Source organism: Streptomyces sp. NPDC002793, from assembly GCF_040295485.1.
Lineage (GTDB): Bacteria > Actinomycetota > Actinomycetes > Streptomycetales > Streptomycetaceae > Streptomyces.
In genome coordinates this window covers 44,793-70,548 of sequence record NZ_JBEOVL010000029.1, presented here as the reverse complement: position 1 = coordinate 70,548, position 25,756 = coordinate 44,793, and the positions used below count along the sequence as shown (strand labels likewise).

Below are 25,756 nucleotides of genomic sequence, written 5' to 3'. Positions count from 1 at the left end.
CGGCCCCCACTATGCCGGTGCCGATGGGGACGGCTTGCGGCAGGGCCTCGGTTCCGCGAGCGCAAGGATCTTCCGATTTACCCGTGATCTCCCGCGTTCGGCGTCGTTGGTACGTACGGGGGACACCCGGACGGCGTTCATCGGCGCGGTCCGCCCCGGGGGCCCTCCCGAGGCGCAACACAACTGTTACCGCAGGAGGACCGAACAGCCGTGGCCGTGACCGAACCAGCTCCGGTGGCGCCCCCCACCGTGCACGAGGGGATTCTGCGACGGCAGGCACTGCGTGAGTCGGCGGCCCGCACCTACGCGCGGTCCCTGCCGATCGTGCCGGTACGCGCGCGGGGCATGACCATCGAGGGTGCCGACGGCCGGCGTTATCTCGACTGCCTGTCCGGGGCGGGCACGCTGGCACTCGGCCACAACCACCCCGTCGTCCTCGAGGCCATCAGGAAGGTCATCGATTCGGGGGCACCGCTGCACGTGCTCGATCTCGCCACCCCCGTCAAGGACGCCTTCACGACGGAGCTGTTCGCCACCCTCCCCCGGGAGCTGGCCGACGACGCCAGGATCCAGTTCTGCGGTCCGGCCGGTACGGACGCCGTCGAGGCGGCGTTCAAGCTGGCCCGGGCCGCGAGCGGGCGCAGCGAACTCCTGGCCTTCACCGGTGCGTACCACGGCATGACCGCCGGTGCCCTGGCCGCTTCGGGCGGTGCCACGGACGTGCGGGTGACACGGCTGCCCTTCCCCAGCACCTACCGCTGCCCCTTCGGAGCCGGTGGCGAGCGGGGCGCGGACCTCGCCGCGCGCTGGACGGAGTATCTCCTGGACGACCCCAAGGGCGGGTTGCCCGCTCCGGCCGCGATGATCCTGGAGCCCGTCCAGGGTGAGGGCGGGGTGAACCCCGCCCCGGACGGCTGGATGCGCCGCATGCGGGAGATCACCCGGGAGCGTTCCATCGCCCTGATCGCGGACGAGGTGCAGACCGGAGTCGGCAGGACCGGTACTTTCTGGGCGGTCGAGCACAGCGGTATCGTGCCCGACGTGATGGTGCTCTCGAAAGCCATCGGTGGTTCGCTGCCGCTCGCGGTGATCGTCTACCGCTCCGAGCTCGACCTCTGGCAACCCGGCGCGCACGCGGGCACCTTCCGGGGGAACCAGCTCGCCATGGCGGCCGGCGCCGCGACCCTCGCGTACGTACGGGAGAACCGGCTCGCCGAACGCGCGGGGACGCTGGGCGCGCGCATGCTCGCCCGGCTCCAGGCGCTGAGCACGGAGCATCCGAGCATCGGCGACGTCCGGGGCCGGGGCCTGATGATCGGCATCGAGCTGGTCGACCCCGAGGCCGAACCGATCGGCCTCACTGCCGAGAACGGCTCCGCCCCGCCACCCGATCCCGCCCTCGCCGCCGCGGTGCAGCAGGAATGCCTGCGCCGTGGCCTCATCGTCGAACTCGGTGGACGTCACAGCGCCGTGGTCCGACTGCTGCCTCCCCTCACTCTCACCGACGAACAGGCGACCGCGGTCGTCGACCGCCTCGCCGACGCGCTGAGAGCGGCCGAGCGCTCTCCGTACCGCCGGGACGCTGTCGGGCCGACCACCCGCTGATCCCGGACCCCTCACAAGGAAGACCGCCGTGAACCCCACCCCTGCGCCCGAGGCCGACGGCCCTCTCACCAGCCACCAGCGAGGACAGGACCTGCCGGAGGGTCCCCTCGCCGTGGAGTCGACGACCGTGCCGCGCCAGAAGGCCGGTCGGTACGGATCCCCGCGTGCCGGGGCGGACACCCGCACGGGTTTCCTCCCCGCCGACCGCCACGGCCGTGCGGAGAAGGATCCGCTGGACCATCCGGACCCGCTCAGGGCGGCCGACTCGGCCGGGACCGAGAATCTGCTGCGCTGCTGGACCAGGGAGAACGACCTCCCCCGTCCGCAGGGCAACACGCTGCACATCCCGCTCCCCGCGAGCGGGACCGCGCTGACCGTTCCCGTCTCCCACTGGTCGGCCACGGGCTGGCACCGCTTCGGGACGCCGGCCCTGGAGAACGCGCCCGCGGGCGCCCCCGGCGTCGACGCCGTCACCGTTGCCGCGCTGCTGAGCCGTGAGAGCGAGCGGAACGCCGGAGTCGACCTGGTGGCCAGGGTGGCCGACTCCGTGCGGCACACGGCGGCCTTCATCGCGGCCCGGCGCCGGACACCCAGCGCGTCGTCCGAGGCCGACCTCTTCCTCACGTCGGAGCAGTCCCTCGTCCTCGGCCACCCTCTTCACCCCACGCCCAAGAGCCGCGAAGGTCTCTCCGAGTCCGAGACCCTGCTCTACTCACCCGAGTTGCGGGGCTCCTTCCCGCTCCACTGGCTGGCCGTGGACCGCGCCGTGCTGGCCACGGAGTCGTCATGGACGAAGGCAGGCAGGCCGGTTCCGGCGGAGGCGCTCCTCGCGCCCCACGCCGAAGGGCTGAGCCTCCCCGAAGGGACCGCGGCCCTCCCGCTCCACCCCTGGCAGGCCGCGGAGGTCCTGCGCCGCCCCGAGGTCGTCGCGATGTGCGAGAAGGGCCTCCTGCACGACCTCGGTCCGCACGGCGAACACTGGCACCCCACCTCCTCCGTCCGCACCGTGCACCGGCCCGGCTCCGACCTCATGCTGAAGCTCTCCCTGGGCGTCCGCATCACCAACTCCCGCCGGGAGAACCTCCGCAAGGAGCTCCACCGCGGAGCCGAGGTCCACCGGCTGCTGCGCACCGGCCTGGCGGACCGGTGGCGGGAGGCACACCCGGGCTTCGACATCGTCCGGGACCCCGCCTGGCTGGCCGTGGACCACCCGGACGGCACCCCGGTCCCCGGCCTCGACGTGATGCTCCGCCACAATCCGTTCGGCCCGGCCGACGACGCGGTGTGCATCGCGGGCCTCACCGCCCCCCGACCATGGCCGGGCCGCCCGGGCACGCACTCGCGGCTCGCCGACACGGTCTCCTCCCTGGCCGCCCGTACGGGCAGGACGACCGGGGCGGTGTGCGCCGAGTGGTTCCTGCGGTATCTCGACCGCGTCGTCCTCCCCGTCCTGTGGCTCGACGCCCACGCGGGCGTCGCCCTGGAGGCCCACCAGCAGAACACGCTCGTGCTCCTCGACCCGGACGGCTGGCCCGTCGGCGGCAAGTACCGCGACAACCAGGGCTATTACTTCAGGGAGTCCCACCGCTCCGCACTCGAACGGCGGCTCCCGGGCATCGGCGCCGTCAGCGACACCTTCGTCTCCGACGCCGTCACCGACGAGCGGCTCGCCTACTACCTCGGCATCAACAACGTGTTCGGGCTGATCGGCGCCTTCGGCTCCCAGCGGCTCGCCGACGAGCACCTGCTCCTCGCCGCGTTCCGCCGCTTCCTCGAAGGTGCCGCCGGCCTGGGCTCCTCCCTGCCCGCCTACCTTCTGGAGACCGGGCAGCTCCGCTGCAAGGCCAATCTGCTCACCCGGATGCAGGGCCTGGACGAACTCGTCGGACCGGTGGACACACAGTCCGTGTACGTGACCATCGCCAATCCGCTCCGCGGCTCCAGGACATGACCGCCTGACCCACACGAGAGGGGAGCGTCACGGTGCATCGAGCCGATGCCCACACCGGGACCGGTGCCGTCCCGCACGATGTCACCGGCACCGAGGACACGTTGGAGCTGCGTCTCGCCGACGAACTCCTCGCACTCCTCGGTGACGCCCCCGCGGCCGCCGCCGCAGGGGCTGACGCCTCCGCCCTCGTGGGCGACCCCGGCACGTGGAGCCCGGCCACCACCGCCGCCGGGGTGTTCCGACTCGTCGCGGTGCAGCCCGGACGCGACCTCGCGGTGATCAGCCGCTGGATGAACGACCCCGCGGTCGCCGCGTTCTGGGAGCTCGCCGGACCGGAGTCGGTCACCGCGGCCCACCTCCACCGGCAGCTCGCGGGGGACGGCCGGAGCGTCCCCTGCCTCGGGGTGCTCGACGGTACGCCCATGAGCTACTGGGAGATCTACCGGGCGGACCTGGACCCGCTGGCGCGCCACTACCCGGCGCGCCCCCACGACATGGGGATCCACCTCCTCATCGGCGGTGTGGGCAACCGAGGGCGAGGCATCGGCACCGTACTGCTCAGGGCCGTCGCCGACCTCGTACTGGACCACCGTCCGCGCTGCGGGCGCGTGGTCGCGGAGCCGGACCTGCGCAACACCCCATCCGTGTCCGCCTTCCTGAGCGCCGGCTACCGCTTCTGCGCGGAAGTGGACCTCCCCGACAAGCGCGCGGCCCTGATGGTCCGCGACCGAGCCCATCGCGCACACCTGTGAACGACTCGCCGCACCGCCCACCCCGCTCGAACCTCATCGGTCCCACCCGGAGGAGTCCCCGTGCCGACACGTCCTGCCAGCCATTATCCGGCGGAGTCCCCGACTCCGCTCGACGCCCCGGTGCTCGACCGGACCGTCTGGGACCAGGCGTCGGCGAGGCTCCTCGCCAAGATGCTCGGTGAGTTCGCCTACGAGGAAGTCATCGAGCCGGTGCCCCGGGCGGACGGTGGCGCGGGGCGGACCGGCCATTACACCGTGCCGCTCGACGACGGCTCGACGCTGAGCTTCCACGCCCGACGCGGTGTCTACGGCAGCTGGCGCGTCGACCCCGCGACGATCCGCGAGGCCACCTCCGAAAGCGTCGGCGACGAAGGAGGCGGGGACGGCGGCACCCCCTTCCGTGACCCGCTCCGCTTCCTCGCCCGGGGCCGCCGTCTCCTCGGCCTCGACGGTGCCACGCTCGGCCACCTCATCCGTGAACTGACCGCCACGCTCACCGCCGACGCCCATCTCGACCACACCGCGCTCCGGGCGGCGCAGCTCGCCGAGCTCCCCTACGCCGAGCTCGAAGGCCACCAGACCGGACACCCGTGGCTCGTGGCGAACAAGGGCCGCCTCGGGTTCTCCGCCACGGACGCCGCCCGCTTCACCCCCGAAGCCCGGTCGGCCACCGCACTGCCCTGGATCGCCGTCAGCACCCGCATAGCCGGCTACCGGGGAGTGGGCCGTGTCGTCACCCCGGAGAACCTCTACGACCAGGAACTGGGTCCGCGCGTGCGGGAATCCTTCCACGCGATCCTGCGCGGACGGGGCCTCGATCCGGCCGGCTACCTGTTCCTCCCCGTACACCCGTGGCAGTGGGACGAATGGATCGTCCCACTCTTCGCCCCCGCCCTCGCGGACGGCGACATCGTGCCCCTGCACACCGACGGCGACCTCCGGTTGCCGCAGCAGTCGATCCGTACCTTCACCAACGTGGGGCGGCCCGACCGGCACACGGTGAAGTTGCCCCTGTCGATCCTCAACACGCTCGTCTGGCGGGGGCTCCCGACCGAACGCACGCTCGCCGCCCCGGCCGTCACCGCGTGGGTCCAGGGACTGTGCGAAGGCGATCCGTTCCTCCGGGACACCTGCGGCGTCATCCTGCTGGGAGAGGTCGCGTCGGTGGCCGTGGAGCACCCGCTCTACGACCACCTCCCGGAGTCGCCGTACCAGTTCAAGGAGATCCTCGGAGCGATCTGGCGGGAGCCCCTCCAACCGCGGCTCGCACCCGGCGAACGCGCCCGTACGCTGGCCTCGCTGCTGCTGACGGACCCCGACGGACGCTCGTTCACCGCCGAGCTCGTCGCCCGCTCGGGGCTGGCCCCGGCCGTCTGGCTGACCCGTCTCTTCGCCGCTCTGCTGCCGCCGTTGCTGCATTTCCTCTACCGCTACGGCACGGTGTTCTCCCCGCACGGCGAGAACGCCATCGTCGTCTTCGACGAGAACGACGTGCCGGTACGTCTCGCGATCAAGGACTTCGTCGACGACGTGAACGTCAGTGCCCGGCCGCTGCCCGAGCACGACACGATGCCCGCTGCGGTCCGCGAGATCCTGCTGACGGAGGAGCCCTCCTTCCTCACCCAGTTCATCCACTCGGGGCTCTTCGTGGGCGTGTTCCGCTATCTGTCCCCGCTCTGCGAGGATCAGCTGGATGTACCGGAGGGTGAATTCTGGTCACTCGTCCGGGCCGAGATCCTGAGGCATCACGCCCGCTTCCCCGACCTCAAGGAGCGGTTCGAGATCTTCGACATGCTGACTCCGACGATCGCGCGCCTGTGTCTCAACCGGAACCGTCTGCACCTGGACGGTTACCGGGACCGGCCGAAGCGCCCGCACGCCGCCGTCCACGGCGCCGTCGTGAACCCGCTCCACCCCTCCGCGTGAGGCCGGGACGGAGCGATGGTGTCAGTGGGGCGCCGTAGGGTGGACGCGCTATGACGAAGCCATCTCTCACCGAGCTCCTCCACGCCGCCGTCACCGCTGTCGGCGGTACGGAACGGCCCGGCCAGGTCGCCATGGCCGAGGCAGTCGCCGACGCCGTCGAGGACAACGCCCATCTGCTCGTCCAGGCCGGCACCGGCACGGGCAAGTCCCTCGGCTACCTGGTGCCGGCGCTGGCCCACGGCGAGCGGGTCGTGGTCGCCACGGCGACGCTGGCCCTCCAGCGCCAGCTGGTGGAGCGGGACCTTCCGCGTACCGTCGAGGCGCTGCACCCGGTGCTGCGCCGCCGGCCGCAGTTCGCCATGCTCAAGGGCCGGTCGAACTACCTCTGCCTGCACCGCCTCCACGAGGGGGCGCCGCAGGACGAGGAGGAGGGGCTCTTCGACCAGTTCGAAGCGGCAGCGCCGTCGAGCAAGCTGGGCCAGGACCTGCTGCGCCTGCGCGACTGGTCGGACGACACGGAGACAGGTGACCGGGACGATCTGACACCGGGTGTCTCGGACCGCGCGTGGGCCCAGATCTCCGTCTCCTCGCGCGAGTGCCTGGGCGCCACGAAATGCGCGTACGGCGCCGAATGCTTCGCCGAGGCCGCCCGTGAGCGGGCCAAGCTCGCCGATGTCGTCGTCACCAACCACGCCCTGCTCGCGATCGACGCGATCGAGGGCGCCCCGGTGCTCCCCAAACATGAGGTCCTCATCGTCGACGAGGCCCATGAGCTGGTCTCCCGTGTCACCGGGGTGGCCACGGGCGAGCTCACCCCGGGCCAGGTGAACCGCGCGGTGCGGCGTGCGGCGAAGTTGGTCAACGAGAAGGCGGCGGACGCCCTGCTGACCGCTTCGGAGAGCTTCGAGCGGGTCATGGAGCTGGCGCTCCCGGGGCGTCTCGAAGAAGTGCCGGAAGACCTCGGTTACGCACTGATGTCCCTGCGTGACGCCGCACGCACCGTGATCTCCGCCCTCGGTGGCACCCGGGACAAGTCCGTCCAGGACGAGGACGCGGTGCGTAAGCAGGCCATGGCCTCCGTGGAGTCGATCCACAGTGTGGCGGAGCGGATCACCCAGGGCTCCGAGTACGACGTCGTCTGGTACGAGCGCCATGACCGCTTCGGCGCATCCGTCCGGGTGGCGCCGCTGTCCGTGTCCGGGCTGCTGCGCGAGAAGCTGTTCGCCGACCGTTCGGTGGTGCTGACCTCGGCCACGCTCAAGCTGGGCGGTGACTTCAACGGGGTGGGGGCGTCTCTGGGGCTCGCTCCCGAGGGCACGGCGGGCGAGGACGTCCCGCAGTGGAAGGGCCTCGACGTCGGCTCACCGTTCGACTACCCGAGGCAGGGCATCCTGTACGTCGCCCGGCACCTGGCCCAGCCCGGCCGGGAGGTTTCCCGCACCGACATGCTCGATGAGCTCGCCGAGCTGGTGGAGGCGGCGGGCGGCCGTACCCTCGGCCTGTTCTCCTCCATGCGGGCCGCCCAGGCGGCGGCCGAGGAGCTGCGGGGCCGACAGGACAAGCCGATCCTGCTGCAGGGCGAGGAGACGCTCGGGGAGCTGATCAAGAATTTCGCGGCGGACCCCGAGACCTGTCTGTTCGGGACACTGTCCCTCTGGCAGGGAGTCGATGTCCCGGGCCCGAGCTGTCAGCTCGTGGTCATGGACCGGATTCCCTTCCCCCGGCCGGACGACCCGCTGATGAGCGCGCGGCAGAAGGCGGTCGAGGAAGCCGGCGGCAACGGGTTCATGGCGGTGGCGGCGACCCACGCGGCGCTGCTGATGGCGCAGGGCGCGGGCCGGCTCGTCCGGGCCACGGGGGACAAGGGTGTGGTCGCGGTGCTCGACCCCCGGTTGGCCAATGCCCGGTACGGGAGCTATCTCCGCGCCTCACTGCCCGACTTCTGGTACACCACGGACCGCAATCAGGCACGGCGCTCGCTCGCGGCCATCGACACGGCGGCCAAAGCCGCGGGGTGAAGGGGGCCGGCGACATGTCAGGGCCCCAGGATCGGCGCAGGGATCCCGGGGCCCAGTCCTGACCGGCGGGTTCAGACCCGCCGCAGCACCGCCACGACCTTGCCCAGGATCGTCGCCTCGTCACCGGGGATCGGCTGGTAGGCGGAGTTGTGCGGGAGCAGCCACACGTGGCCGTCCTCGCGCTTGAACCGCTTGACGGTGGCCTCGCCGTCCAGCATGGCTGCCACGATGTCGCCGTTCTCCGCGACGGGCTGGCGTCGCACCGTGACCCAGTCGCCGTCCATGATTGCTGCCTCGATCATCGAGTCACCGACGACCTTCAGCACGAAGAGCTCGCCGTCACCGACGAGCTGGCGGGGGAGCGGGAAGACGTCCTCGACGGACTCCTCGGCGAGGATCGGGCCGCCGGCCGCGATCCGGCCGACCAGGGGCACGTACGAGGCGGCGGGCTTCCCCGTGGTGTCGGTCGCCTGTGTGGTGGGCTGGTCCGATCCCCGGACCTCGTAGGCGCGCGGCCGGTGAGGGTCGCGCCGCAGGAAGCCCTTGCGCTCCAGAGCCATCAGCTGGTGGGCGACGGAGGAGGTGCTGGACAGCCCCACCGCTTGGCCGATCTCGCGCATCGACGGAGGATAGCCCCGGCGTTGCACGGAATCCCGGATCACCTCGATCACACGCCTCTGGCGGTCCGTGAGCCCCGAGCTGTCCGCGCGGATTCCCGGGGGGCGGCCGGGCAAGGATCGTGCGGGTCGGGTGGGCTCTGGCCCCTCCGCGTTCATGACTGAGTCATTCATGGCATGCACCGGCTCAAGTCGGCCCTGGGAGCGGTGGTCCTGGGCAGTGATGGTGGCGCTGTCTGCGGTGGTGGTCACGTCGGCCCCTCTCGAATGGTCTCCCTGGTTAGGCAACGGTAGTAGCTTTCGAAAGGTTGCGCCAAACACACGTTCGAGTGAAAAACAAATAAAGGGCTGTCGCGGGCTTACCGGGAGGTGTATGCACCGATGAGGCGGGCCGGAATCGACCGGCGGATTCCGGGGTTCACGCTAGCGTTCCGCCGGTCCTCCCGTGCGCGCGGGGGTGTGTCCCGCGCGCGCCGTCCAGGGGTGCCGGTGGCCTCGCCCGGACGTGTCAGGGGGTGTCGCCCCGTGGTGGCCCGCGGCGAGGTCCTCGCGCGTTTCCCGTACCCTCGTGCCGGGCCGTAGGCTGCCCCCCGGCCGTCTGGGAAGCGCGACACGCGCGGGGGCCGGTAGTGGGGTAGAACCCTAGATGTAGTGGTTGCATTGCTGCCACCGCCCACAAGTAGTGGTCCCCGGTCCATCGGGGCCGAGTGCATCGCCTATGCTTGGGACTGTCCTCAGGGGCCCTGAACGGGGCACGGAGGGCTATTCAGTCGTGCTGTGAAGGAGGGTTCGGAGATATGCACTGCCCCTTCTGCAGGCACCCCGACAGTCGGGTCGTGGACAGTCGCACGACGGACGACGGGACGTCGATCCGACGGCGTCGGCAGTGCCCCGACTGCTCCCGTCGCTTCACGACGGTGGAGACCTGCTCGCTGATGGTGGTCAAGCGCAGCGGTGTGACCGAACCCTTCAGCCGCACCAAGGTCATCTCGGGGGTCCGCAAGGCGTGCCAGGGTCGGCCCGTCACGGAGGACGCCCTGGCGAAGCTCGGCCAGCGGGTCGAGGAGGCGGTTCGGGCCACCGGCAGCGCCGAACTGACGACACACGATGTGGGTCTGGCCATACTCGGCCCCCTGCAGGAACTCGACCTCGTCGCGTACCTGCGTTTCGCATCGGTGTACCGGGCGTTCGACTCGCTCGATGACTTCGAGGCCGCGATCGCGGAGCTCCGTGAGCAGCGGCCCCGCGAAGAACAACGCGGGAGCGGCGAGACCCTCGAGGTCCCCGCCCCCGCCGCAGTCGCCGCTGATTGATCACTGGACCGGCCGGCGGGACGCCGGAGCCGGTAGCGGCGGCACCAGACCTGTTCCGAGACGCTGTGCGTGGCGTCCGGAGCATCAGACACACACTGTGCCCTGGGAAGAACTGGGCACTTCAGGGCGTTTTTGCCCACATATGGGAGGCGGCATGACAGAGACGGCGAGCGGCCCGGCACGAGGTTCCCGCACCAAGGGAGCCAAGTCGACTGCGACCAAGCAGGGCCTGCGCATCGAGCGCATCCACACGACTCCCGGCGTGCACCCGTACGACGAGGTCGCGTGGGAGCGTCGTGACGTCGTCATGACCAATTGGCGCGACGGCTCGATCAACTTCGAGCAGCGTGGCGTCGAGTTCCCCGACTTCTGGTCGGTGAACGCGGTCAACATCGTCACCAGTAAGTACTTCCGGGGTGCTGTCGGCACGCCGCAGCGCGAGACCGGTCTGCGACAGCTGATCGACCGGATCGTGAAGACGTACCGGAAGGCCGGCGAGGACTACAACTACTTCGCCTCTCCCGACGACGCCGAGATCTTCGAGCACGAGTTGGCGTACGCCCTCCTGCACCAGATCTTCAGCTTCAACTCCCCGGTCTGGTTCAACGTCGGAACGCCCCAGCCGCAGCAGGTCTCGGCCTGCTTCATCCTGGCCGTCGACGACTCCATGGAGTCGATCCTCGACTGGTACAAGGAAGAGGGCATGATCTTCAAGGGCGGCTCCGGCGCCGGCCTGAACCTCTCCCGCATCCGCTCCTCCAAGGAGCTGCTCTCCTCCGGCGGCAACGCCTCCGGCCCGGTCTCCTTCATGCGGGGCGCCGACGCCTCCGCCGGAACGATCAAGTCGGGTGGCGCCACCCGCCGCGCCGCCAAGATGGTCATCCTCGACGTCGATCACCCCGACATCGAGAACTTCATCGAGACCAAGGTGAAGGAGGAGGAGAAGATCCGCGCCCTCCGTGACGCGGGCTTCGACATGGACCTGGGCGGCGACGACATCACGTCCGTCCAGTACCAGAACGCCAACAACTCGGTCCGTGTGAACGACGAGTTCATGAAGGCCGTCGAGTCCGGCGGGAAGTTCGGGCTGCGTGCCCGCATGACCGGCGACGTCATCGAAGAGGTCGAGGCCAAGTCCCTCTTCCGCAAGATGGCCGAGGCGGCCTGGGCGTGCGCCGACCCGGGCATCCAGTACGACGACACGATCAACCAGTGGCACACCTGCCCGGAGTCCGGCCGGATCAACGGCTCGAACCCCTGCAGCGAGTACATGCACCTGGACAACACCTCGTGCAACCTCGCCTCGCTGAACCTGATGAAGTTCCTCAAGGACGACGGTGAGGGCCACCAGTCCTTCCAGGCCGAGCGCTTCGCCAAGGTCGTCGAGCTGGTCATCACCGCGATGGACATCTCGATCTGCTTCGCGGACTTCCCGACCCAGAAGATCGGTGAGAACACCCGCGCCTACCGCCAGCTCGGCATCGGCTACGCCAACCTGGGCGCCCTGCTGATGGCGACCGGACACGCCTACGACAGCGACGGCGGCCGTGCGCTCGCCGGGGCCATCACCTCGCTGATGACCGGCACGTCCTACCGGCGTTCCGCGGAGCTGGCCGCCGTCGTCGGTCCGTACGACGGCTACGCCCGCAACGCCGAGCCGCACCAGCGCGTCATGAAGCAGCACTCGGACGCCAACGCCGTGGCCGTGCACGTCGACGACCTGGACTCGCCGATCTGGGCCGCCGCGACGGAGGCATGGCAGGACGTGATCCGCCTCGGCGCCAAGAACGGCTTCCGCAACGCCCAGGCCTCGGTCATCGCCCCGACCGGCACCATCGGTCTCGCGATGTCCTGCGACACCACCGGTCTCGAGCCCGACCTCGCCCTGGTGAAGTTCAAGAAGCTCGTCGGCGGCGGCTCGATGCAGATCGTCAACGGCACGGTGCCGCAGGCCCTGCGCCGCCTCGGCTACCAGCCGGAGCAGATCGAGGCGGTCGTCGCCCACATCGCCGAGAACGGCAATGTGATCGGCGCCCCCGGCCTCAAGGACGAGCACTACGAGGTCTTCGACTGCGCCATGGGCGAGCGTTCCATCTCGGCCATGGGGCACGTCCGGATGATGGCGGCCATCCAGCCGTGGATCTCCGGCGCGCTGTCCAAGACGGTGAACCTGCCGGAGACGGCCACCGTCGAGGACGTCGAGGAGGTCTACTTCGAGGCGTGGAAGATGGGCGTCAAGGCGCTCGCGATCTACCGCGACAACTGCAAGGTCGGCCAGCCCCTCTCCACCAAGAAGTGGGAGGAGAAGAAGGACGAGGTCACGGCCAGGACCGAGGAGACCATCCGTACCGCGGTCGAGAAGGTCGTCGAGTACCGTCCGGTCCGCAAGCGTCTGCCCAAGGGCCGTCCGGGCATCACCACCTCCTTCACGGTGGGCGGAGCCGAGGGCTACATGACCGCCAACTCCTACCCGGACGACGGCCTCGGTGAGGTCTTCCTGAAGATGTCCAAGCAGGGCTCCACCCTCGCGGGCATGATGGACGCCTTCTCCATCGCGGTCTCGGTCGGTCTGCAGTACGGCGTTCCGCTGGAGACCTACGTCTCCAAGTTCACCAACATGCGCTTCGAGCCGGCCGGTATGACGGACGACCCGGACGTGCGGATGGCGCAGTCGATCGTCGACTACATCTTCCGCCGTCTGGCGCTCGACTTCCTGCCGTTCGAGACGCGCTCCGCGCTCGGTATCCACTCGGCCGAGGAGCGTCAGCGTCACCTCGACACCGGTTCGTACGAGCCTGCCTTCGGGGACGACGAGCTCGACGCCGAGAGTCTGGCCCAGTCCGCTCCCGTGCTCGTGGAGCCGCTGAAGGCCGTCGCGTCGCCCGAGGAGGCCGTCGCGGAGAAGCCGGCCCCGAGGACCGCGCACACCTCGGCCGAACTGGTCGAGATGCAGCTCGGTATCAGCGCGGACGCGCCGCTGTGCTTCTCGTGCGGTACGAAGATGCAGCGCGCCGGGTCCTGCTACATCTGCGAGGGCTGCGGCTCGACCAGCGGTTGCAGCTGAACAACGGTGGGCGGCACGTGGGACGGACATCGGGTGTAGTCCGCACGGGCAGCTGACCGGCAGTTGACGAAGGGGACCGGCCATCGGCCGGTCCCCTTCTGCGCGCGGTGGAACGGCGCGACACCGTTACGAGCGGTTCCCCATCTCCGAGGCGAACGAACCGGGGTCACCCTCGAATCCGCGGACGGCCCCGCGGAAACCCCAGGACCCCGACGAGTCCCGGACGAACTCCGCGACGACGGCGGCGGTGGCGGCCGCCACCCCCGAGAAGTCGTCCTCCACCAGATTCGTGTATCCCTCACGGATCTGCACGGCCGTGTGCTCGATCTGACCGAAGGTCTTGTGGCCGTCGCGCTGCTGGATGGCCACGCCGACCACGACCCTGGCGTACGCGTCCGACAGCCGGTCCAGTTCGAGCGTCATGACCTCGTCGAAACCGAAACCCTGCCCCGTGCGGCTGTCGCGGTTCAGCGTGATCGTGCCGTCAGGTGACCTGCTGTCGAAGTGCACGAGATAGGAAGGGGCACCGTAGGGCGCGTCCTTCCCGTACGTGGCCGCGATTATGTCGAGGTCGTTGGCGGGCTCACCGGCGGCGCTGGGGTCCCACTTGACCCTCACTTCGACCTTTTCGATGTCCTTGTTGGGAGTGCTCATCGGACGTGCCTCCTTGCTGCTGGACCGACGGACCTCTTCGCTCCCCAGATCATGTCCGTAACTGTCCGTGGATCCAACCGCGCAGGAAACGGACGTCGCTTTCGGGCCATCGTGTGGCCGGAGTTGTGTGCTGTCCGTGTCTGAGGGCAGAGGCGCGTCCCGGGCGTGAACCGCGACACGCCGGGCGCCGTACGATGGCGCGGTGCTGGTCAAGTGGATTCGTTGCACCGTGTCGGACCGTCGCGGTTTCGAGCGGGGGCAGCGGAAGTGGGCGGGGCTGCTCGACGAGCCGGGATTCCGGGGTCAGAGCGGTGGGTGGAGCCGAGGGCAGCCCGAAGTCGCCCATGTGTTCGCGTTCTGGGAGAACCGGGTCTTCTACGACTCCTTCATGGCCCGCGGGCATGACCGGATGGCCGCCGCGCAGTCCGGCATGTACAAGGACATGCAGGTCAAGCTTTTCGAGTACCGCTTCGATGTGAAGACCGGTTTCGCGCCGAACTTCGTCGACGCGGACGTGGTCAGGGTGGCGCACACCCAGGTGCACGAGGACCGCGTCGACCACTTCGCCCTGATGCAGCAGCGGGTGTGGAACCCGGCCATGGCGGGTTCGCCCGGGATGCTGCGCGGAGTGTTCGGAGAAGCGCCGGGGCACGAGTTCCTGGTGCTGTCGATGTGGCAGTCCAGTGCCGAACGCGGCAAGTACCGGCCGGAGGGCGTCGCCCGGCTCTCCGCGCGGGCGGAGATCGAGAGGGACGTCGCCTCGCTGACGGGCGACGTGGTGCAGCTCGATCCGTCGTGGACGGTCTGACCCCTGCTCGCACGGCCGCCCTCCAGGGCGCGTACACCCGCCGGGTCCCGCACAACTGCTCGATCGGGCCGCACGGCATCCGGTGCCGCGGCAGGCTACGCTCGCCCCGTCGCGACGTCCGGCACGCCGAGAGCACGCACCGGACACCGCTCCCTGACGTTCCCCGACGTTCCCCGACGTTCCCCGACGGGCAGACACTGCCTGCTGCGGCACTAGGGTCGGTGCATGGCACGACCGCAACGCATCGTTCTTGTCCGGCACGGTGAGTCCGAGGGCAACGCCGACGACACCGTCTACGAACGTGAGCCCGACCACGCGCTCGGACTCACGGCGAAGGGTCTGAGCCAGGCGCGGGCGACGGGCGCACAGCTGTGCGAGACGTTCGGGAACGAGCGCGTCAGCGTCTACCTCTCGCCCTACCGGCGCACACACGAGACGTTCGAGGCGTTCGGCCTGGAACCGGCCCACGTACGCGTCAGGGAGGAGCCCCGGCTGCGGGAGCAGGACTGGGGCAATTGGCAGGACCGCGACGACGTGCGGCTGCAGAAGGCCTACCGGGACGCCTACGGGCACTTCTTCTACCGCTTCGCGCAGGGCGAGTCCGGGGCGGACGTGTACGACCGGGTCGACGCCTTCCTGGAGAGCCTCCACCGCAGCTTCGCCTCCCCCGACCATCCGCCGAACGTCCTGCTGGTCACCCATGGGCTGACCATGCGGCTCTTCTGCATGCGCTGGTTCCACTGGTCGGTGGCGGAATTCGAATCACTGTCCAACCCCGGGAACGGCGAATCCAGAATTCTGCTGCTCGGCGAGAACGGCCGCTACAGGCTGGACCGGCCCTTCGAACGGTGGCGTACCCCTGAGCCGTACGGCCGCACCGGATAGAGTGGCCGGGCGATGACCGCTGACTCTGCTTCCGACCGCTTCGAACGCGCTCTGGCCAGCCTGCGTGGACTCTCCGTGGGTGATGCCCTCGGCTCCCAGTTCTTCGTGCCGGCCCATTACCCGCTGCTCAAGAACCGGGAGCTGCCGCCCGACGGCTGGCAGTGGACCGACGACACCGAGATGGCCTGCTCCGTACTCGCCGTGCTGGCCGCGCACGAGCGCATCGACCAGGACGCGCTCGCCCACTCCTTCGCCCGGCACCACGACTTCGACCGGGGCTACGGCCCCGCCGTCAACCGGCTGCTCAGGCTGGTGAGGGAAGGCGGCGACTGGCGGGAGCTGGCGTCCGCCCTCTTCCAGGGGCAGGGCTCCTGGGGGAACGGTTCGGCGATGCGCATCGCACCGCTGGGTGCCTGGTACGCACACGACCCGGAGCAAGCCACGCACCAGGCCGAGATCTCCTCGTACACCACCCATCAGCACCGCGAAGGCGTCGTGGGGGCCATGGCCGTCGCGGCGGCCGCCGCCCTCGTCGCCGCTCCGGGAGGGCCGCCGACACCGGAGGACCTGCTCGACGGCGTCGTCGCCCTCGTGCCCCGCAGCGCGGTCGGGGCCGGGCTGCGAAGGGCGCGCGACATGCTGGACTACCAGGACGCCGGCACGGTCGCGGCAGTGCTCGGCAACGGCCGCCGCACGAGTGCGCACGACACGGTTCCGTTCGCCCTCTGGTCGGCCGCACGGAGTCTCGGCGACTTCGAACAGGCCTTCTGGGTGACAGCGGAGGCCGGCGGTGACGTGGACACCACCTGCGCCATCGTCGGCGGGATCGTGGCCGCGGAGCCGACCGGCGCGCCTCCGGCGGACTGGCTGGCCCGCACGGAGGAGCTGCCCGACTGGGTCCCTACCGCTCCGGCGCGCCGCTGACGGCCCGGCAGCGGCGTTCCACTGTCACGGTCCTGCCACAGCGGTGGTCCCGACCGTTCGAACAGGACGGACGGGACTTACTCTTTCGGCCACGCCGCCCTCATCGATCTTGGTGGGCGTGTGCCTAGAGACGCCGGGGCCGTCGCGCCGCGATGTGCCGTGCGAGCGGACCCCGGTCGGGGAGGGGTCCCATGTCCGATCAGCCGTCCGACGCATCAAGTCGGTCCGAGACGTCGCCGGAGTCACCGGTGTCCGGCGACGTGCCACCTGCGTCAGCCGTCACGCCCGAGCCGGACGGTGTCGTGCCGCCCGGAGACCCCGGCCGGGCGAAGGCGGCGGGAAAGCCCGCACGGGCGTCCAACGCACCGGTCCCGGCGCAGGACGCCGGCCCGGACGCGCCGAAGGTGCCCGCGTACCTTCAGGCGCCGCCCAGGCCGGACGTCTGGCAGCGCCGGGGACAGCAGCCGCCGCCCGGCGTGCTGTCCCGGCTGCGGCCCCCGTCCCCGCCCGCGATCGGACCGGCGACACTCTGGTCGGTCCTCGCGACCGCCCTGCTCAGCGCTCTGCTGCTCGGCGACGGCCTGGGGCCCAACCTGCTGATCGTGGCCGTGCCGGCCGCTCTGGGGGCCTTCTTCTCCGCGCGCTCGGCAGGGCGGGAGCTGCGGCCCTGGACCGCCGTGTGGGCGGTGGGCGGCTTGGCGCTCCTGACGGTTCCGGCGCTCAGGGAAGCGGGGTGGCCGGTCTTCCTCGCCGTGGTGTCGGCCCTCGCCCTGGGCTCACTCGCCCTGCACGGGAGCCGCAGCTGGCCCGGCGTGCTGCTCGCGTCGCTGGGGCTGTTCCCCTCGGCCGCCGCCGGTGTGCGCTGGGGGTGGCAAGGGGTGCGTGCCCGCGCCGACGACTCCAGGGGCCGGGTGCGCACCGTGGTGCGCAGCACCGTGGTCGCCCTGGTGCTGCTCCTCGTGTTCGGCACGCTCTTCGCCTCCGCGGACGCCGCCTTCGCCGACCTGCTGGGCAGCCTCACCCCCGACGTGTCGGTCGGTGACAGCCCCTGGCGGATCTTCCTCTTCGCACTCGGACTCGTCGGCGCGCTCGCAGCCGCCTACAGCGCTGCGGCGCCCGTGCGCTGGGACGGCATCACCGTCCGGCCCGGCAAGGCCAGGAACAGGGTGGAGTGGGCCCTTCCGCTCATCGTGCTCAACCTGCTCTTCGCCGTCTTCATCGCTCTCCAGCTCGTCGTACTCCTCGGCGGGTACGACAAGGTGCTGGACGAGACGGGCCTGAAGCTCTCCGAGTACGCCCGGCAGGGCTTCTGGCAGCTCCTCTGGGCCACTCTGCTGACCCTGCTCGTCATCGCGCTGGCCCTGCGCTGGGCGCCGCGCGGCGGACCGGGGGACCGGACACTCGTCCGGAGCGTCCTCGGTTCCCTGTGCGTGCTCACGCTCGTCGTCGTGTTCTCGGCGCTGCGTCGCATGGACCTCTACGTGGACGCCTTCGGGCTGACCCGGCTCCGGATCTCCGTCGCCGCCGTGGAGCTCTGGCTCGGCGTGGTGCTGATCCTGATCATCGCGGCCGGTGTCTTCGGCGCCAGGCTGCTGCCGCGTGCCATCGCGGTGAGCGCGGCGGCCGGTGTCCTCGCGTTCGGGCTGCTCTCGCCCGACGGGCTGATCGCGGAACAGAACGTGGCGCGGTACCACAGCGACCGGACGATCGACATCGACTACCTGAAGGGCCTCTCCGCGGACGCCGTGCCGGCCCTGGACACTCTGCCGGAACCGCTGAGGTCCTGTGCGCTGCGGAACTTCGAGCGGGACGTCGCTCTCCAGGACGCTCCGTGGTACTCCTCCAGCTGGGGTGAGGTCAGGGCCCGGGAGATCCTGGAGGAGCGCCCCGTACGGAACGAAGGGGTCGAGTGCTACCGCCTCGGCCAGGAGACCGACGAGCGGGACGGGTACGAGGAGGATGACTCCTACGACCCGTACTGAGCCGGCCGCCCGCTTCACGCCCTGAGTGTCTGGAGGTCTCCGAACGCCCGCTCGTGTCGCGGGCGTTCGGGGAAGGCGCCCGCCCCGGAGAGGCGCCGGAGAGCCACGTGACCGGTGCGGCACCGGGTACTTCCGGGACACCGGGAAGGGTGTTCCGGACATGGCCGGACACATGCCGAACCGCTGGACGGTGCCCCGGGGTGTTCTTGCCGTGCGCATCGGCGTAACCTGGCAGGCGCCATGCCGTACGAACCACCCACGCACACCGTCGAGCGCTCACTGCGCGCTACGTCCGGTGCCAGGACCGTCGCCGGTGTCGACGAGGTCGGACGCGGAGCGTGGGCCGGCCCCGTCACCGTGTGCGCGGCCGTCACCGGTCTCCGCAGACCCCCTGAGGGCCTGACCGACTCCAAGCTGATCAGTCCCAAGCGCCGGGCGGAACTCGCCCCGACGCTCGAGAAGTGGGTCACGGCCTACGGGCTGGGACACGCGTCACCCCTGGAGATCGACGACCTCGGCATGACCGCGGCGCTCCGTCTTGCGGCCGTCAGGGCGCTGGAGGCGCTCCCCGTGCGACCGGACGCCGTGATTCTCGACGGCAAGCACGACTACCTCGGCCCGCCCTGGAACGTCCGTACCGTGATCAAGGGGGACCAGTCCTGCATCGCCGTCGCCGCGGCTTCGGTGATCGCCAAGGTTCACCGGGACACGATGATGGCCGAACTGGGCGCGGGCACGGGGCAGTACGCAGACTTCGCCTTCGGCGCGAACGCCGGTTATCCGTCGCCGGTGCACCGGGCCGCGCTGGAGGAACGGGGGCCCACGCCTCACCATCGCCTCAGCTGGGCCTACCTCGACGCGCTGCCCAAGTGGCAGCACCTGAAGAAGGCACGATTCTCCGCCGAGGCGGCGGCACTGGAAAGCGGGGGCCAGCTCGGCTTCGACTTCTGATCGCACAGACGTATCCACCCGCCGACCCGTTCACGTCGGCTGTGACAGACAACCATTCATGCCTCTCATCCCCGAGGAGCCTCAGATTCCCGAGAGCGCCCAGGGTCCCCGCGTCACTCCGGCCGCCGGCCGAACCGCGCCGACCCCCCGTCCCGTACCTGGTCCGCGTTCCGCGGCCACCCCGCGTCCTGGCAGCTCAGGACGCGGCCCCGCGCGGCCCGCGCCCCCGGCGCAGCGCCCGCACCCCGCTCCCGCCGCCCCGGCTCCTGCCCGGAAGCAGTCGGAAGCGGATTCCGCAGCGCAGTTCCAGCTCATTCCGGCTCCGGCCGACGGTGCGGTCGACGCAGCCGACGAGGCGGTCGACCTGCTGCTCGACGCCGGTCGGGCACCCGGCGACATCCTGGTGCTCACCACCGGCGAGCAGCATCCGTGGGCCGCTCATGAACTCTCCTTCGGAGAGGCCGCCTACTGGGCCCAGCACGACACGGGCGAGGACGTCTTCTTCGCCCGCACGGCGACCGCCGACCGCTGTGCCTCCCGTGCCGTGGTCGTGGTCGCCGTGAACGGCGATCTCGACGACGTGGCCGCCCGCGCGTTGGCCGACGCACGGGAACGCGCGGGTGCGCTGCTGATCGTCTGCGGAGACCCGCAGAAGATCAACTCAGCACTCGGCGCGGGAGTCTGAGCCGTACATCCGTGGGTCCCGGCCGTCCGTGAGGGCATCCGGGGCCCACGTCCCGTTTCACCGGGCGGCGCTCCGGCGCAGTGCGTCGGCCGACCCGCCCCCGGTGCTCAGCGGGACGGGGTCATGGCCGGTGGAGGTGTCCGCCAGGGCGGACGGTCCGGACAGCAGCGTCGGGCTGCGGCCACCCCGGCCCTCCCCGAGGACCTGCCAGCCGCCACGCGTCAGGGTGATGTAGGCCCCGCAGCGAAGGCCGTGCAGTGTGCAGGCGTCCCTCAGCCCCCACATCCACGCCCCGTCCTCCTCGGTCCAACGCTCGTCGCCCTCGCGACAGTAGAGCAGGACCGCGGTTCGCACCGGGGTGCGGCGGCGCAGATCGTGCGGGATCACCCGGCGCAGATGCGCCAGCAGGGCGTTGCGGAACTCCCAGCCGTCCGCGGCCACGGTGGAACGGCGGTCGAACGAGGCGCTCGCCGTGAGCCGTTCTTCGTGGTCGAGGACGGCGACGACGGCGGTGGCCGGAGTCGGCCGGTGCCGCGCGTGGAGGCCGCTGACCACCTCCCGCGGACTGCGCAGCAGAGGTATGCCCGCCGCGGCCCACTCGGCCGGTTCGAGCATCCTGGCAGTGTGGTTGACGGAGCCGGCGGACGCCGACAGTGAAGAGGCTGCGGACGGAGCGAATCCGAAGGTCACGGTCCTCCCTTCGCTTCACGCCCAGGGTACGGGCAGGGTCGAGTGAGGGCGCGCCGCGGCACAGCCCTTCCGGGCCCGCGAAAGACCGTGCGGGGAGCGACTCCAATTCTTCCTGTCGTACCGGCGGGCGGCAACGAGCAATTGGCGCGGCTGACGGATATCTGACGGAATAGCACGTATATCCCTGCCCGTTCGGCGCCGAACGAAGCCATTCGTCACACCTGAACCGCGAGGACCAGCGGGAACACCCGCTCCCGTCCCCGCGCGCCGGAGCGGCCGGGCATGCGCCACACCGGGCGGGATTCGCTCATTGCCGGTGCCATCGGGTTGCATGGGGGACATGGACAACCTGGAGCTCCGCGCCGAAGCCGACACCATCCTCGCCGAGCTCGTCGGCGACCCGGGGGGTTCGGCGCGACTGCGGGAGGACCAGTGGCAGGCCGTGGCGGCGCTGGTGGAGGAGCACCGGCGTGCTCTGGTGGTGCAGCGCACCGGCTGGGGCAAGTCGGCGGTGTACTTCGTGGCCACTGCCCTGCTGCGCCGGCGTGGATCAGGCCCCACGGTGATCATTTCGCCGCTGCTCGCGCTGATGCGCAACCAGGTCGAGTCGGCGGCGCGGGCCGGTATCCAGGCGCGCACGATCAACTCCGCCAACCCGGAGGTATGGGAGACCATCTACGGAGAGGTGGAGCGAGGCGAGACCGACGTTCTCCTGGTGAGCCCGGAACGCCTCAATTCGGTTGATTTCCGTGATCAGGTACTGCCGAAACTCGCTGCCACGACGGGTCTGCTGGTGGTCGACGAGGCGCATTGCATCTCGGACTGGGGTCATGACTTCCGGCCCGACTACCGGCGGTTGCGCACCATGCTCGCGGAACTGCCGGCGGGTGTGCCGGTGCTCGCCACGACGGCGACGGCGAACGCGCGGGTGACCGCGGACGTGGCGGAGCAGTTGGGGACCGGGGGTGCGGACGCCCTGGTGCTGCGGGGGCCGCTGGACCGGAAGAGCTTGCGGCTCGGTGTGCTGGAGCTGTCGGACGCGGCGCATCGGCTGGCGTGGCTGGGGGAGCGGCTCGGGGACCTGCCGGGCTCGGGGATCATCTACACCCTGACGGTGGCGGCCGCCGAGGAGGTCGCGGCGTTCCTGCGGCAGCGCGGGTACCCGGTGGCCTCGTACACGGGGAAGACCGAGAACGCCGACCGGTTGCAGGCGGAGGAGGATCTGCTGGCGAACCGTGTGAAGGCGCTGGTGGCGACCTCCGCGCTGGGCATGGGCTTCGACAAGCCGGACCTGGGGTTCGTGGTGCACCTGGGGTCGCCCTCGTCCCCGATCGCCTACTACCAGCAGGTGGGCCGAGCGGGGCGTGGCGTGGACCATGCGGACGTCCTGCTGCTCCCGGGCAAGGAGGACGAGGCGATCTGGGCGTACTTCGCCTCGGTGGGCTTCCCGCCGGAGGTGCAGGTGCGGCGCACGCTGGCGGTGCTGGAGGATGCGGGACGTCCGCTGTCGCTGCCGGCGCTGGAGCCGTTGGTGGACCTTCGGCGCTCGCGTCTGGAGACGATGCTGAAGGTCCTCGACGTGGACGGTGCGGTCAAGCGCGTGAAGGGGGGCTGGACCTCGACGGGGCAGCCATGGGCCTACGACGCGGAGCGGTATGCGTGGGTGGCCCGGCAGCGTGAAGCCGAGCAGCAGGCCATGCGGGACTACGTGGCGACCACGGGCTGCCGGATGGAGTTCCTGCAGCGACAGCTCGATGACGAGAAGGCCGTTCCCTGCGGGCGCTGCGACTCCTGCGCCGGACCCTGGCTCGATCCGGCCGTCTCTTCCGCGGCTCTCGCGGCCGCGACGGGCGAGCTGGACCGCCCGGGCGTCGAGGTCGAGCCCCGCAAGATGTGGCCGACCGGTCTCGCCGCGGTCGGGATGGACCTGAAGGGCCGCATCCCCGCAGGCCAGCAGGCGGTCACAGGACGCGCGCTGGGAAGGCTGTCGGACATCGGCTGGGGCAACCGTCTGCGCCCGATCCTGTCGGCCCAGGCGCCGGACGGGCGGATCCCGGACGATGTGCTGGCCGCCGTGGTGACGGTGGTGGCCGACTGGGCCCGCTCGCCGGGAGGCTGGGCCGACGGTGCGCCGGACGCCACGGAGCGGCCTGTGGGGATCGTCGCCATGCCCTCCCGCACCCGCCCCCAGCTGGTGGGCTCGCTGGCCGAGGGCGTGGCCCGCGTCGGCAGGCTCCCGCTGCTGGGGAGTCTGGCCTACACTCCGCAGGCCGACGAGCACGCTGCCCACCGCAGCAACTCCGCCCAGCGGCTGCGGGCCCTGGCCGCCTCGTTCACCGTCCCCGACGGTCTCGCCGCAGCCCTGGCGGCCACTCCCGGCCCGGTGCTGCTCGTCGACGACTACTCCGATTCCGGATGGACCCTGGCCGTAGGGGCACGCCTGCTGCGCCAGGCCGGAGCGGGCCAGGTGCTCCCGCTCGTCCTCGCCCTGGCAGGGTGACCGGGCCCGCCGGCCGTGGCACATCCAGCCGAGCGGGCAGGCTCCCATCCAACCCGGCGGCATGATGAGGCGCGACCCGCCGTGACTCCCTGTGGATAACTTATCCACAGGGGGTGGCGGGAATCGGTGGACCGGGGGACGGTCGTGCCATGAACAAGCGCGAAGAACCCACCGGTCCCTCCGGCGCACAGCAGATCACCCTGCGCGGCCCCGGAGACCTCGCCGACGCCCTTCCCTATCTGATGGGTTTCCATCCGAACGACAGCGTGGTCATGGTGGCCCTGCACGGTGGCCGGGGTCGCTTCGGCGGCCGGCTCAGGCTGGGTATCCCACCCGAGCCGGAGGAATGGGCGCCGGTCGCCGACCAGTTGGCGCGGTGCCTGATCGAGGGAAGCGAGAAGCGCGAATCCCGACCTGACGCGATCGTCGTCTTCCTCTGCCAGGACCCCGCCGAGGGGGAGAGTGCTCCTCAGACCATGGAGCGGCTCAGGCCGCTCGCTCAACGCCTGCGTACGGCCTGCGGGGTGCTCGACGTTCCCGTACTCGAAGCGCTGTGCATCTCCGACGGCCGCTACTGGTCCTACTGCTGCCCCGACGAACGATGTTGCCCGGCCGAGGGCAATTCACTGGCCCTGCCGGGAACGACGGTGATGGCGGCCGCGGCCGCGTACGCCGGTGTGCAGGTGCGTGGATCGCTGAGGGACATGGAGGCACGGCTCATGCCGTGGGAGACCCCGGCGGCACCGGAGCAGGAGAGTGCGCTGGATTCGGCCGGTGCGGTGCTGGTGTCCCGCATCCTCGACGTCGAGGGGCGCGGTGAGGTGGGGCGGGAGACTCTGACGCTCGCACGCTGCCTCATGGAGCGCCTGGGGAACGCGCCGGCCGCAGGCTCCGCCGAGGAGGACGCCCGTGACGACACCCTGATCACGGCCGAGGAGGCGGCGGCGGTGATCCTCGGACTGCAGGACCGCGAGACCAGGGACCGGGCGGCGGCATGGATGGAGGGCCGCGAGGCCGGAGCGGCGCTGCGGCTGTGGCGTGCTCTGGCTCGGCGCTGCGTCGGTCCGTACGTGGAACACGCCGCGGCGCCGCTCACGCTGGCCGGTTGGGTCTCGTGGTCCATCGGTGACGAGGCGGGTGCCAGGGTTGCGCTGGGGCTCGCCCTGCGGGCCGATCCCTCGTACACGTTCGCTCAACTGCTGCACGAGGCGTGCAACCAGGGACTGGACCCGGAAACGCTGCGCAGCTGCCTCCGCGGGGGAGGCGTCCCGCGTGACGACGACGGCGCGGGCGAGGGCGAGGGCGGAATCAGCGTCCACGGAAGCCTCAGCGCCCCACAGGGCCCCGGTGGACGGCGGCCGGAGCGACGGGCCGAGCCCAGGCCGGCGCGCGCTCCGGCCGCCGGGCGGAAACGGAAGGCGGTGCGGCGGCCGGAGCCGGGTGCCGCTGCCCACCCCCGATCGGCGGTGGGCAGGCCCGGGGCCCGGGGTGCCCGGCGACCGGGCCACCGCGGGGTCAGGACCCGCGAATGACGGATCCGGACCGCCCGGGCGCGGAACCGGTCTCGTGAATGGAGTGTTTATCGTCAGAGAGACGACTATGATTTCGGCATGCCGTCCTACGACCCGTCGACCTTCCCGCCCTTCGCTGTCACCGTCGACCTGGTTGTCCTCACGGTGCGACGACACGCCCTCTGCGCCCTGGTGGTACGCCGTGGTGAATCGCCGTACCAGGGGCGGTGGGCGCTGCCGGGCGGATTCGTCCGAGCCGATGAGGACCTCGGGGCGGCGGCGGCGCGTGAACTCGTCGAGGAGACCGGGCTCTGCGCGCACGACCCGGCCGCCCCCGCCACCGGCAACGGCGCCCACCTCGAACAGCTGGCCACCTACGGCGACCCGGGGCGGGACCCTCGGATGAGAGTCGTCAGCGTCGCCCACCTCGCGCTGGCCCCTGACCTGCCGGCCCCGCGTGCGGGCGGTGACGCGAACAGTGCCCGGTGGGCGCCGGTCGAGGACCTCATCGGGCGGGGAGAGGGTTCCGGCCGCGACGGCGAGCAGTCCGCGTCCCTGGCCTTCGACCACGCGAGGATCCTCGACGACGGAGTGGAGCGGGCCCGCTCGAAGATCGAATACTCCTCCCTGGCCACGGCGTTCTGCCCGCCCGAGTTCACGGTCGGCGAGCTGCGGAGGGTGTACGAGGCGGTGTGGGGAGTGGTCCTGGACCCCCGGAACTTCCATCGCAAGGTCACGGGAACACCCGGTTTCCTCGTTCCGTCCGGAGGGACGACGACACGGCAGGGGGGTCGCCCCGCGCAGTTGTTCCGGGCCGGCGCGGCGACCGTGCTCAACCCTCCGATGCTGAGGCCGGAGGTCTGAGGGATTCCGTCCCGCAGGCTCGGGCCGGGCGCGCCCACGGAACGCCCGTAGAAGCC

Annotated in this window: 19 protein-coding genes; 16 read left to right on the top strand and 3 right to left on the bottom strand. The window is 70.9% G+C overall.

All coding sequences use genetic code 11. From position 1 onward, the window contains the following. Positions 1-210 precede the first annotated feature (210 nt). The 5 genes from ABT001_RS25250 to ABT001_RS25230 are packed head-to-tail and all read left to right on the top strand — an operon-like array spanning position 211 to position 8,252. Entirely contained in the window at positions 211-1,605 is a 1,395-nt protein-coding gene (locus tag ABT001_RS25250) for a diaminobutyrate--2-oxoglutarate transaminase family protein (RefSeq protein WP_351281615.1), read from the top strand. Positions 1,606-1,633: 28 nt separating this feature from the next. Then, a complete protein-coding gene (locus ABT001_RS25245; RefSeq protein ID WP_351281612.1) occupies positions 1,634-3,556 on the top strand; it encodes an IucA/IucC family protein in 1,923 nt (640 codons plus the stop codon). 32 nt (positions 3,557-3,588) lie between these two features. Beyond that, positions 3,589-4,308 carry a GNAT family N-acetyltransferase gene (locus ABT001_RS25240; protein WP_351281610.1) on the top strand — a complete coding sequence of 240 codons (720 nt, stop codon included), beginning with the start codon at positions 3,589-3,591 and terminating at the stop codon, positions 4,306-4,308. A gap of 60 nt (positions 4,309-4,368) precedes the next feature. After that, positions 4,369-6,234, top strand: coding sequence for an IucA/IucC family protein (locus ABT001_RS25235; RefSeq protein ID WP_351281608.1), 1,866 nt, complete (start codon positions 4,369-4,371; stop codon positions 6,232-6,234). 50 nt (positions 6,235-6,284) lie between these two features. After that, complete coding sequence (locus ABT001_RS25230) at positions 6,285-8,252, top strand: ATP-dependent DNA helicase (RefSeq protein ID WP_351281605.1); 1,968 nt, start codon at positions 6,285-6,287, stop codon at positions 8,250-8,252. Positions 8,253-8,323: 71 nt separating this feature from the next. Here the strand turns inward: ABT001_RS25230 and lexA are convergent, their stop codons facing one another. After that, the gene (lexA, locus tag ABT001_RS25225) at positions 8,324-9,121 is read right to left on the bottom strand and encodes a transcriptional repressor LexA (RefSeq protein ID WP_351281602.1); all 798 of its coding nucleotides are present in this window, start codon (positions 9,119-9,121) and stop codon (positions 8,324-8,326) included. Positions 9,122-9,666: 545 nt separating this feature from the next. Here lexA and nrdR point away from each other — a divergent pair. Together nrdR and ABT001_RS25215 are read left to right on the top strand one after the other, a co-directional pair. Then, positions 9,667-10,182 carry a transcriptional regulator NrdR gene (gene nrdR / locus ABT001_RS25220; RefSeq protein WP_351281600.1) on the top strand — a complete coding sequence of 172 codons (516 nt, stop codon included), beginning with the start codon at positions 9,667-9,669 and terminating at the stop codon, positions 10,180-10,182. A 154-nt stretch (positions 10,183-10,336) separates the two neighbouring features. Then, a complete protein-coding gene (locus ABT001_RS25215; protein WP_351281597.1) occupies positions 10,337-13,246 on the top strand; it encodes a vitamin B12-dependent ribonucleotide reductase in 2,910 nt (969 codons plus the stop codon). A gap of 126 nt (positions 13,247-13,372) precedes the next feature. On the opposite strand, the gene ABT001_RS25210 is transcribed toward ABT001_RS25215, so the two are convergent. Beyond that, positions 13,373-13,900: a TerD family protein gene (locus ABT001_RS25210; RefSeq protein WP_351281594.1), complete on the bottom strand. Its 528-nt coding sequence runs from the start codon at positions 13,898-13,900 to the stop codon at positions 13,373-13,375. A gap of 202 nt (positions 13,901-14,102) precedes the next feature. Between ABT001_RS25210 and ABT001_RS25205 the strand changes: the two genes are divergently transcribed. The 6 genes from ABT001_RS25205 (at position 14,103) to ABT001_RS25180 (ending at position 20,135) form a co-directional block, all read left to right on the top strand. Further along, positions 14,103-14,708 (top strand): YdbC family protein, encoded by a 606-nt coding sequence (locus tag ABT001_RS25205; protein ID WP_351281592.1) that lies wholly within the window; start codon positions 14,103-14,105, stop codon positions 14,706-14,708. Between the two features lie 225 nt (positions 14,709-14,933). Beyond that, a complete protein-coding gene (locus tag ABT001_RS25200) occupies positions 14,934-15,593 on the top strand; it encodes a histidine phosphatase family protein (protein ID WP_351281589.1) in 660 nt (219 codons plus the stop codon). Positions 15,594-15,605: 12 nt separating this feature from the next. Continuing rightward, positions 15,606-16,517: an ADP-ribosylglycohydrolase family protein gene (locus tag ABT001_RS25195; RefSeq protein ID WP_351281587.1), complete on the top strand. Its 912-nt coding sequence runs from the start codon at positions 15,606-15,608 to the stop codon at positions 16,515-16,517. A gap of 191 nt (positions 16,518-16,708) precedes the next feature. Continuing rightward, the gene (locus ABT001_RS25190) at positions 16,709-18,499 is read left to right on the top strand and encodes a DUF4153 domain-containing protein (protein WP_351281584.1); all 1,791 of its coding nucleotides are present in this window, start codon (positions 16,709-16,711) and stop codon (positions 18,497-18,499) included. 240 nt (positions 18,500-18,739) lie between these two features. Then, the gene (gene rnhB, locus ABT001_RS25185; RefSeq protein ID WP_351281581.1) at positions 18,740-19,450 is read left to right on the top strand and encodes a ribonuclease HII; all 711 of its coding nucleotides are present in this window, start codon (positions 18,740-18,742) and stop codon (positions 19,448-19,450) included. A 58-nt stretch (positions 19,451-19,508) separates the two neighbouring features. Further along, positions 19,509-20,135, top strand: coding sequence for a hypothetical protein (locus ABT001_RS25180; protein WP_351281578.1), 627 nt, complete (start codon positions 19,509-19,511; stop codon positions 20,133-20,135). Positions 20,136-20,192: 57 nt separating this feature from the next. Here ABT001_RS25180 and ABT001_RS25175 read toward each other — a convergent pair whose 3' ends face one another. After that, positions 20,193-20,825, bottom strand: coding sequence for a hypothetical protein (locus tag ABT001_RS25175; RefSeq protein WP_351281576.1), 633 nt, complete (start codon positions 20,823-20,825; stop codon positions 20,193-20,195). 340 nt (positions 20,826-21,165) lie between these two features. On the opposite strand from ABT001_RS25175, the gene ABT001_RS25170 reads away from it, so the two are divergent. From ABT001_RS25170 to ABT001_RS25160, 3 genes are all read left to right on the top strand, one after another. Then, positions 21,166-23,325 (top strand): RecQ family ATP-dependent DNA helicase, encoded by a 2,160-nt coding sequence (locus tag ABT001_RS25170; protein ID WP_351281573.1) that lies wholly within the window; start codon positions 21,166-21,168, stop codon positions 23,323-23,325. A 149-nt stretch (positions 23,326-23,474) separates the two neighbouring features. Continuing rightward, positions 23,475-24,857: a DUF4192 domain-containing protein gene (locus tag ABT001_RS25165; RefSeq protein WP_351281570.1), complete on the top strand. Its 1,383-nt coding sequence runs from the start codon at positions 23,475-23,477 to the stop codon at positions 24,855-24,857. A 78-nt stretch (positions 24,858-24,935) separates the two neighbouring features. After that, on the top strand, positions 24,936-25,700 hold the full coding sequence (locus ABT001_RS25160; RefSeq protein ID WP_351281567.1) for an NUDIX hydrolase: 765 nt from the start codon (positions 24,936-24,938) through the stop codon (positions 25,698-25,700). Positions 25,701-25,756: the final 56 nt, after the last annotated feature.

Coding starts and splice junctions, on each gene's coding strand:
- ABT001_RS25195 (WP_351281587.1), top strand. CDS start 15,606: ATGACCGCTGACTCTGCTTCCGACCGCTTCGAACGCGCTCTGGCCAGC.
- ABT001_RS25200 (WP_351281589.1), top strand. CDS start 14,934: ATGGCACGACCGCAACGCATCGTTCTTGTCCGGCACGGTGAGTCCGAG.
- nrdR (WP_351281600.1), top strand. CDS start 9,667: ATGCACTGCCCCTTCTGCAGGCACCCCGACAGTCGGGTCGTGGACAGT.
- ABT001_RS25180 (WP_351281578.1), top strand. CDS start 19,509: ATGCCTCTCATCCCCGAGGAGCCTCAGATTCCCGAGAGCGCCCAGGGT.
- ABT001_RS25165 (WP_351281570.1), top strand. CDS start 23,475: ATGAACAAGCGCGAAGAACCCACCGGTCCCTCCGGCGCACAGCAGATC.
- ABT001_RS25215 (WP_351281597.1), top strand. CDS start 10,337: ATGACAGAGACGGCGAGCGGCCCGGCACGAGGTTCCCGCACCAAGGGA.
- ABT001_RS25230 (WP_351281605.1), top strand. CDS start 6,285: ATGACGAAGCCATCTCTCACCGAGCTCCTCCACGCCGCCGTCACCGCT.
- ABT001_RS25170 (WP_351281573.1), top strand. CDS start 21,166: ATGGACAACCTGGAGCTCCGCGCCGAAGCCGACACCATCCTCGCCGAG.
- rnhB (WP_351281581.1), top strand. CDS start 18,740: ATGCCGTACGAACCACCCACGCACACCGTCGAGCGCTCACTGCGCGCT.
- ABT001_RS25210 (WP_351281594.1), bottom strand. CDS start 13,900: ATGAGCACTCCCAACAAGGACATCGAAAAGGTCGAAGTGAGGGTCAAG.
- ABT001_RS25190 (WP_351281584.1), top strand. CDS start 16,709: ATGTCCGATCAGCCGTCCGACGCATCAAGTCGGTCCGAGACGTCGCCG.
- ABT001_RS25160 (WP_351281567.1), top strand. CDS start 24,936: ATGCCGTCCTACGACCCGTCGACCTTCCCGCCCTTCGCTGTCACCGTC.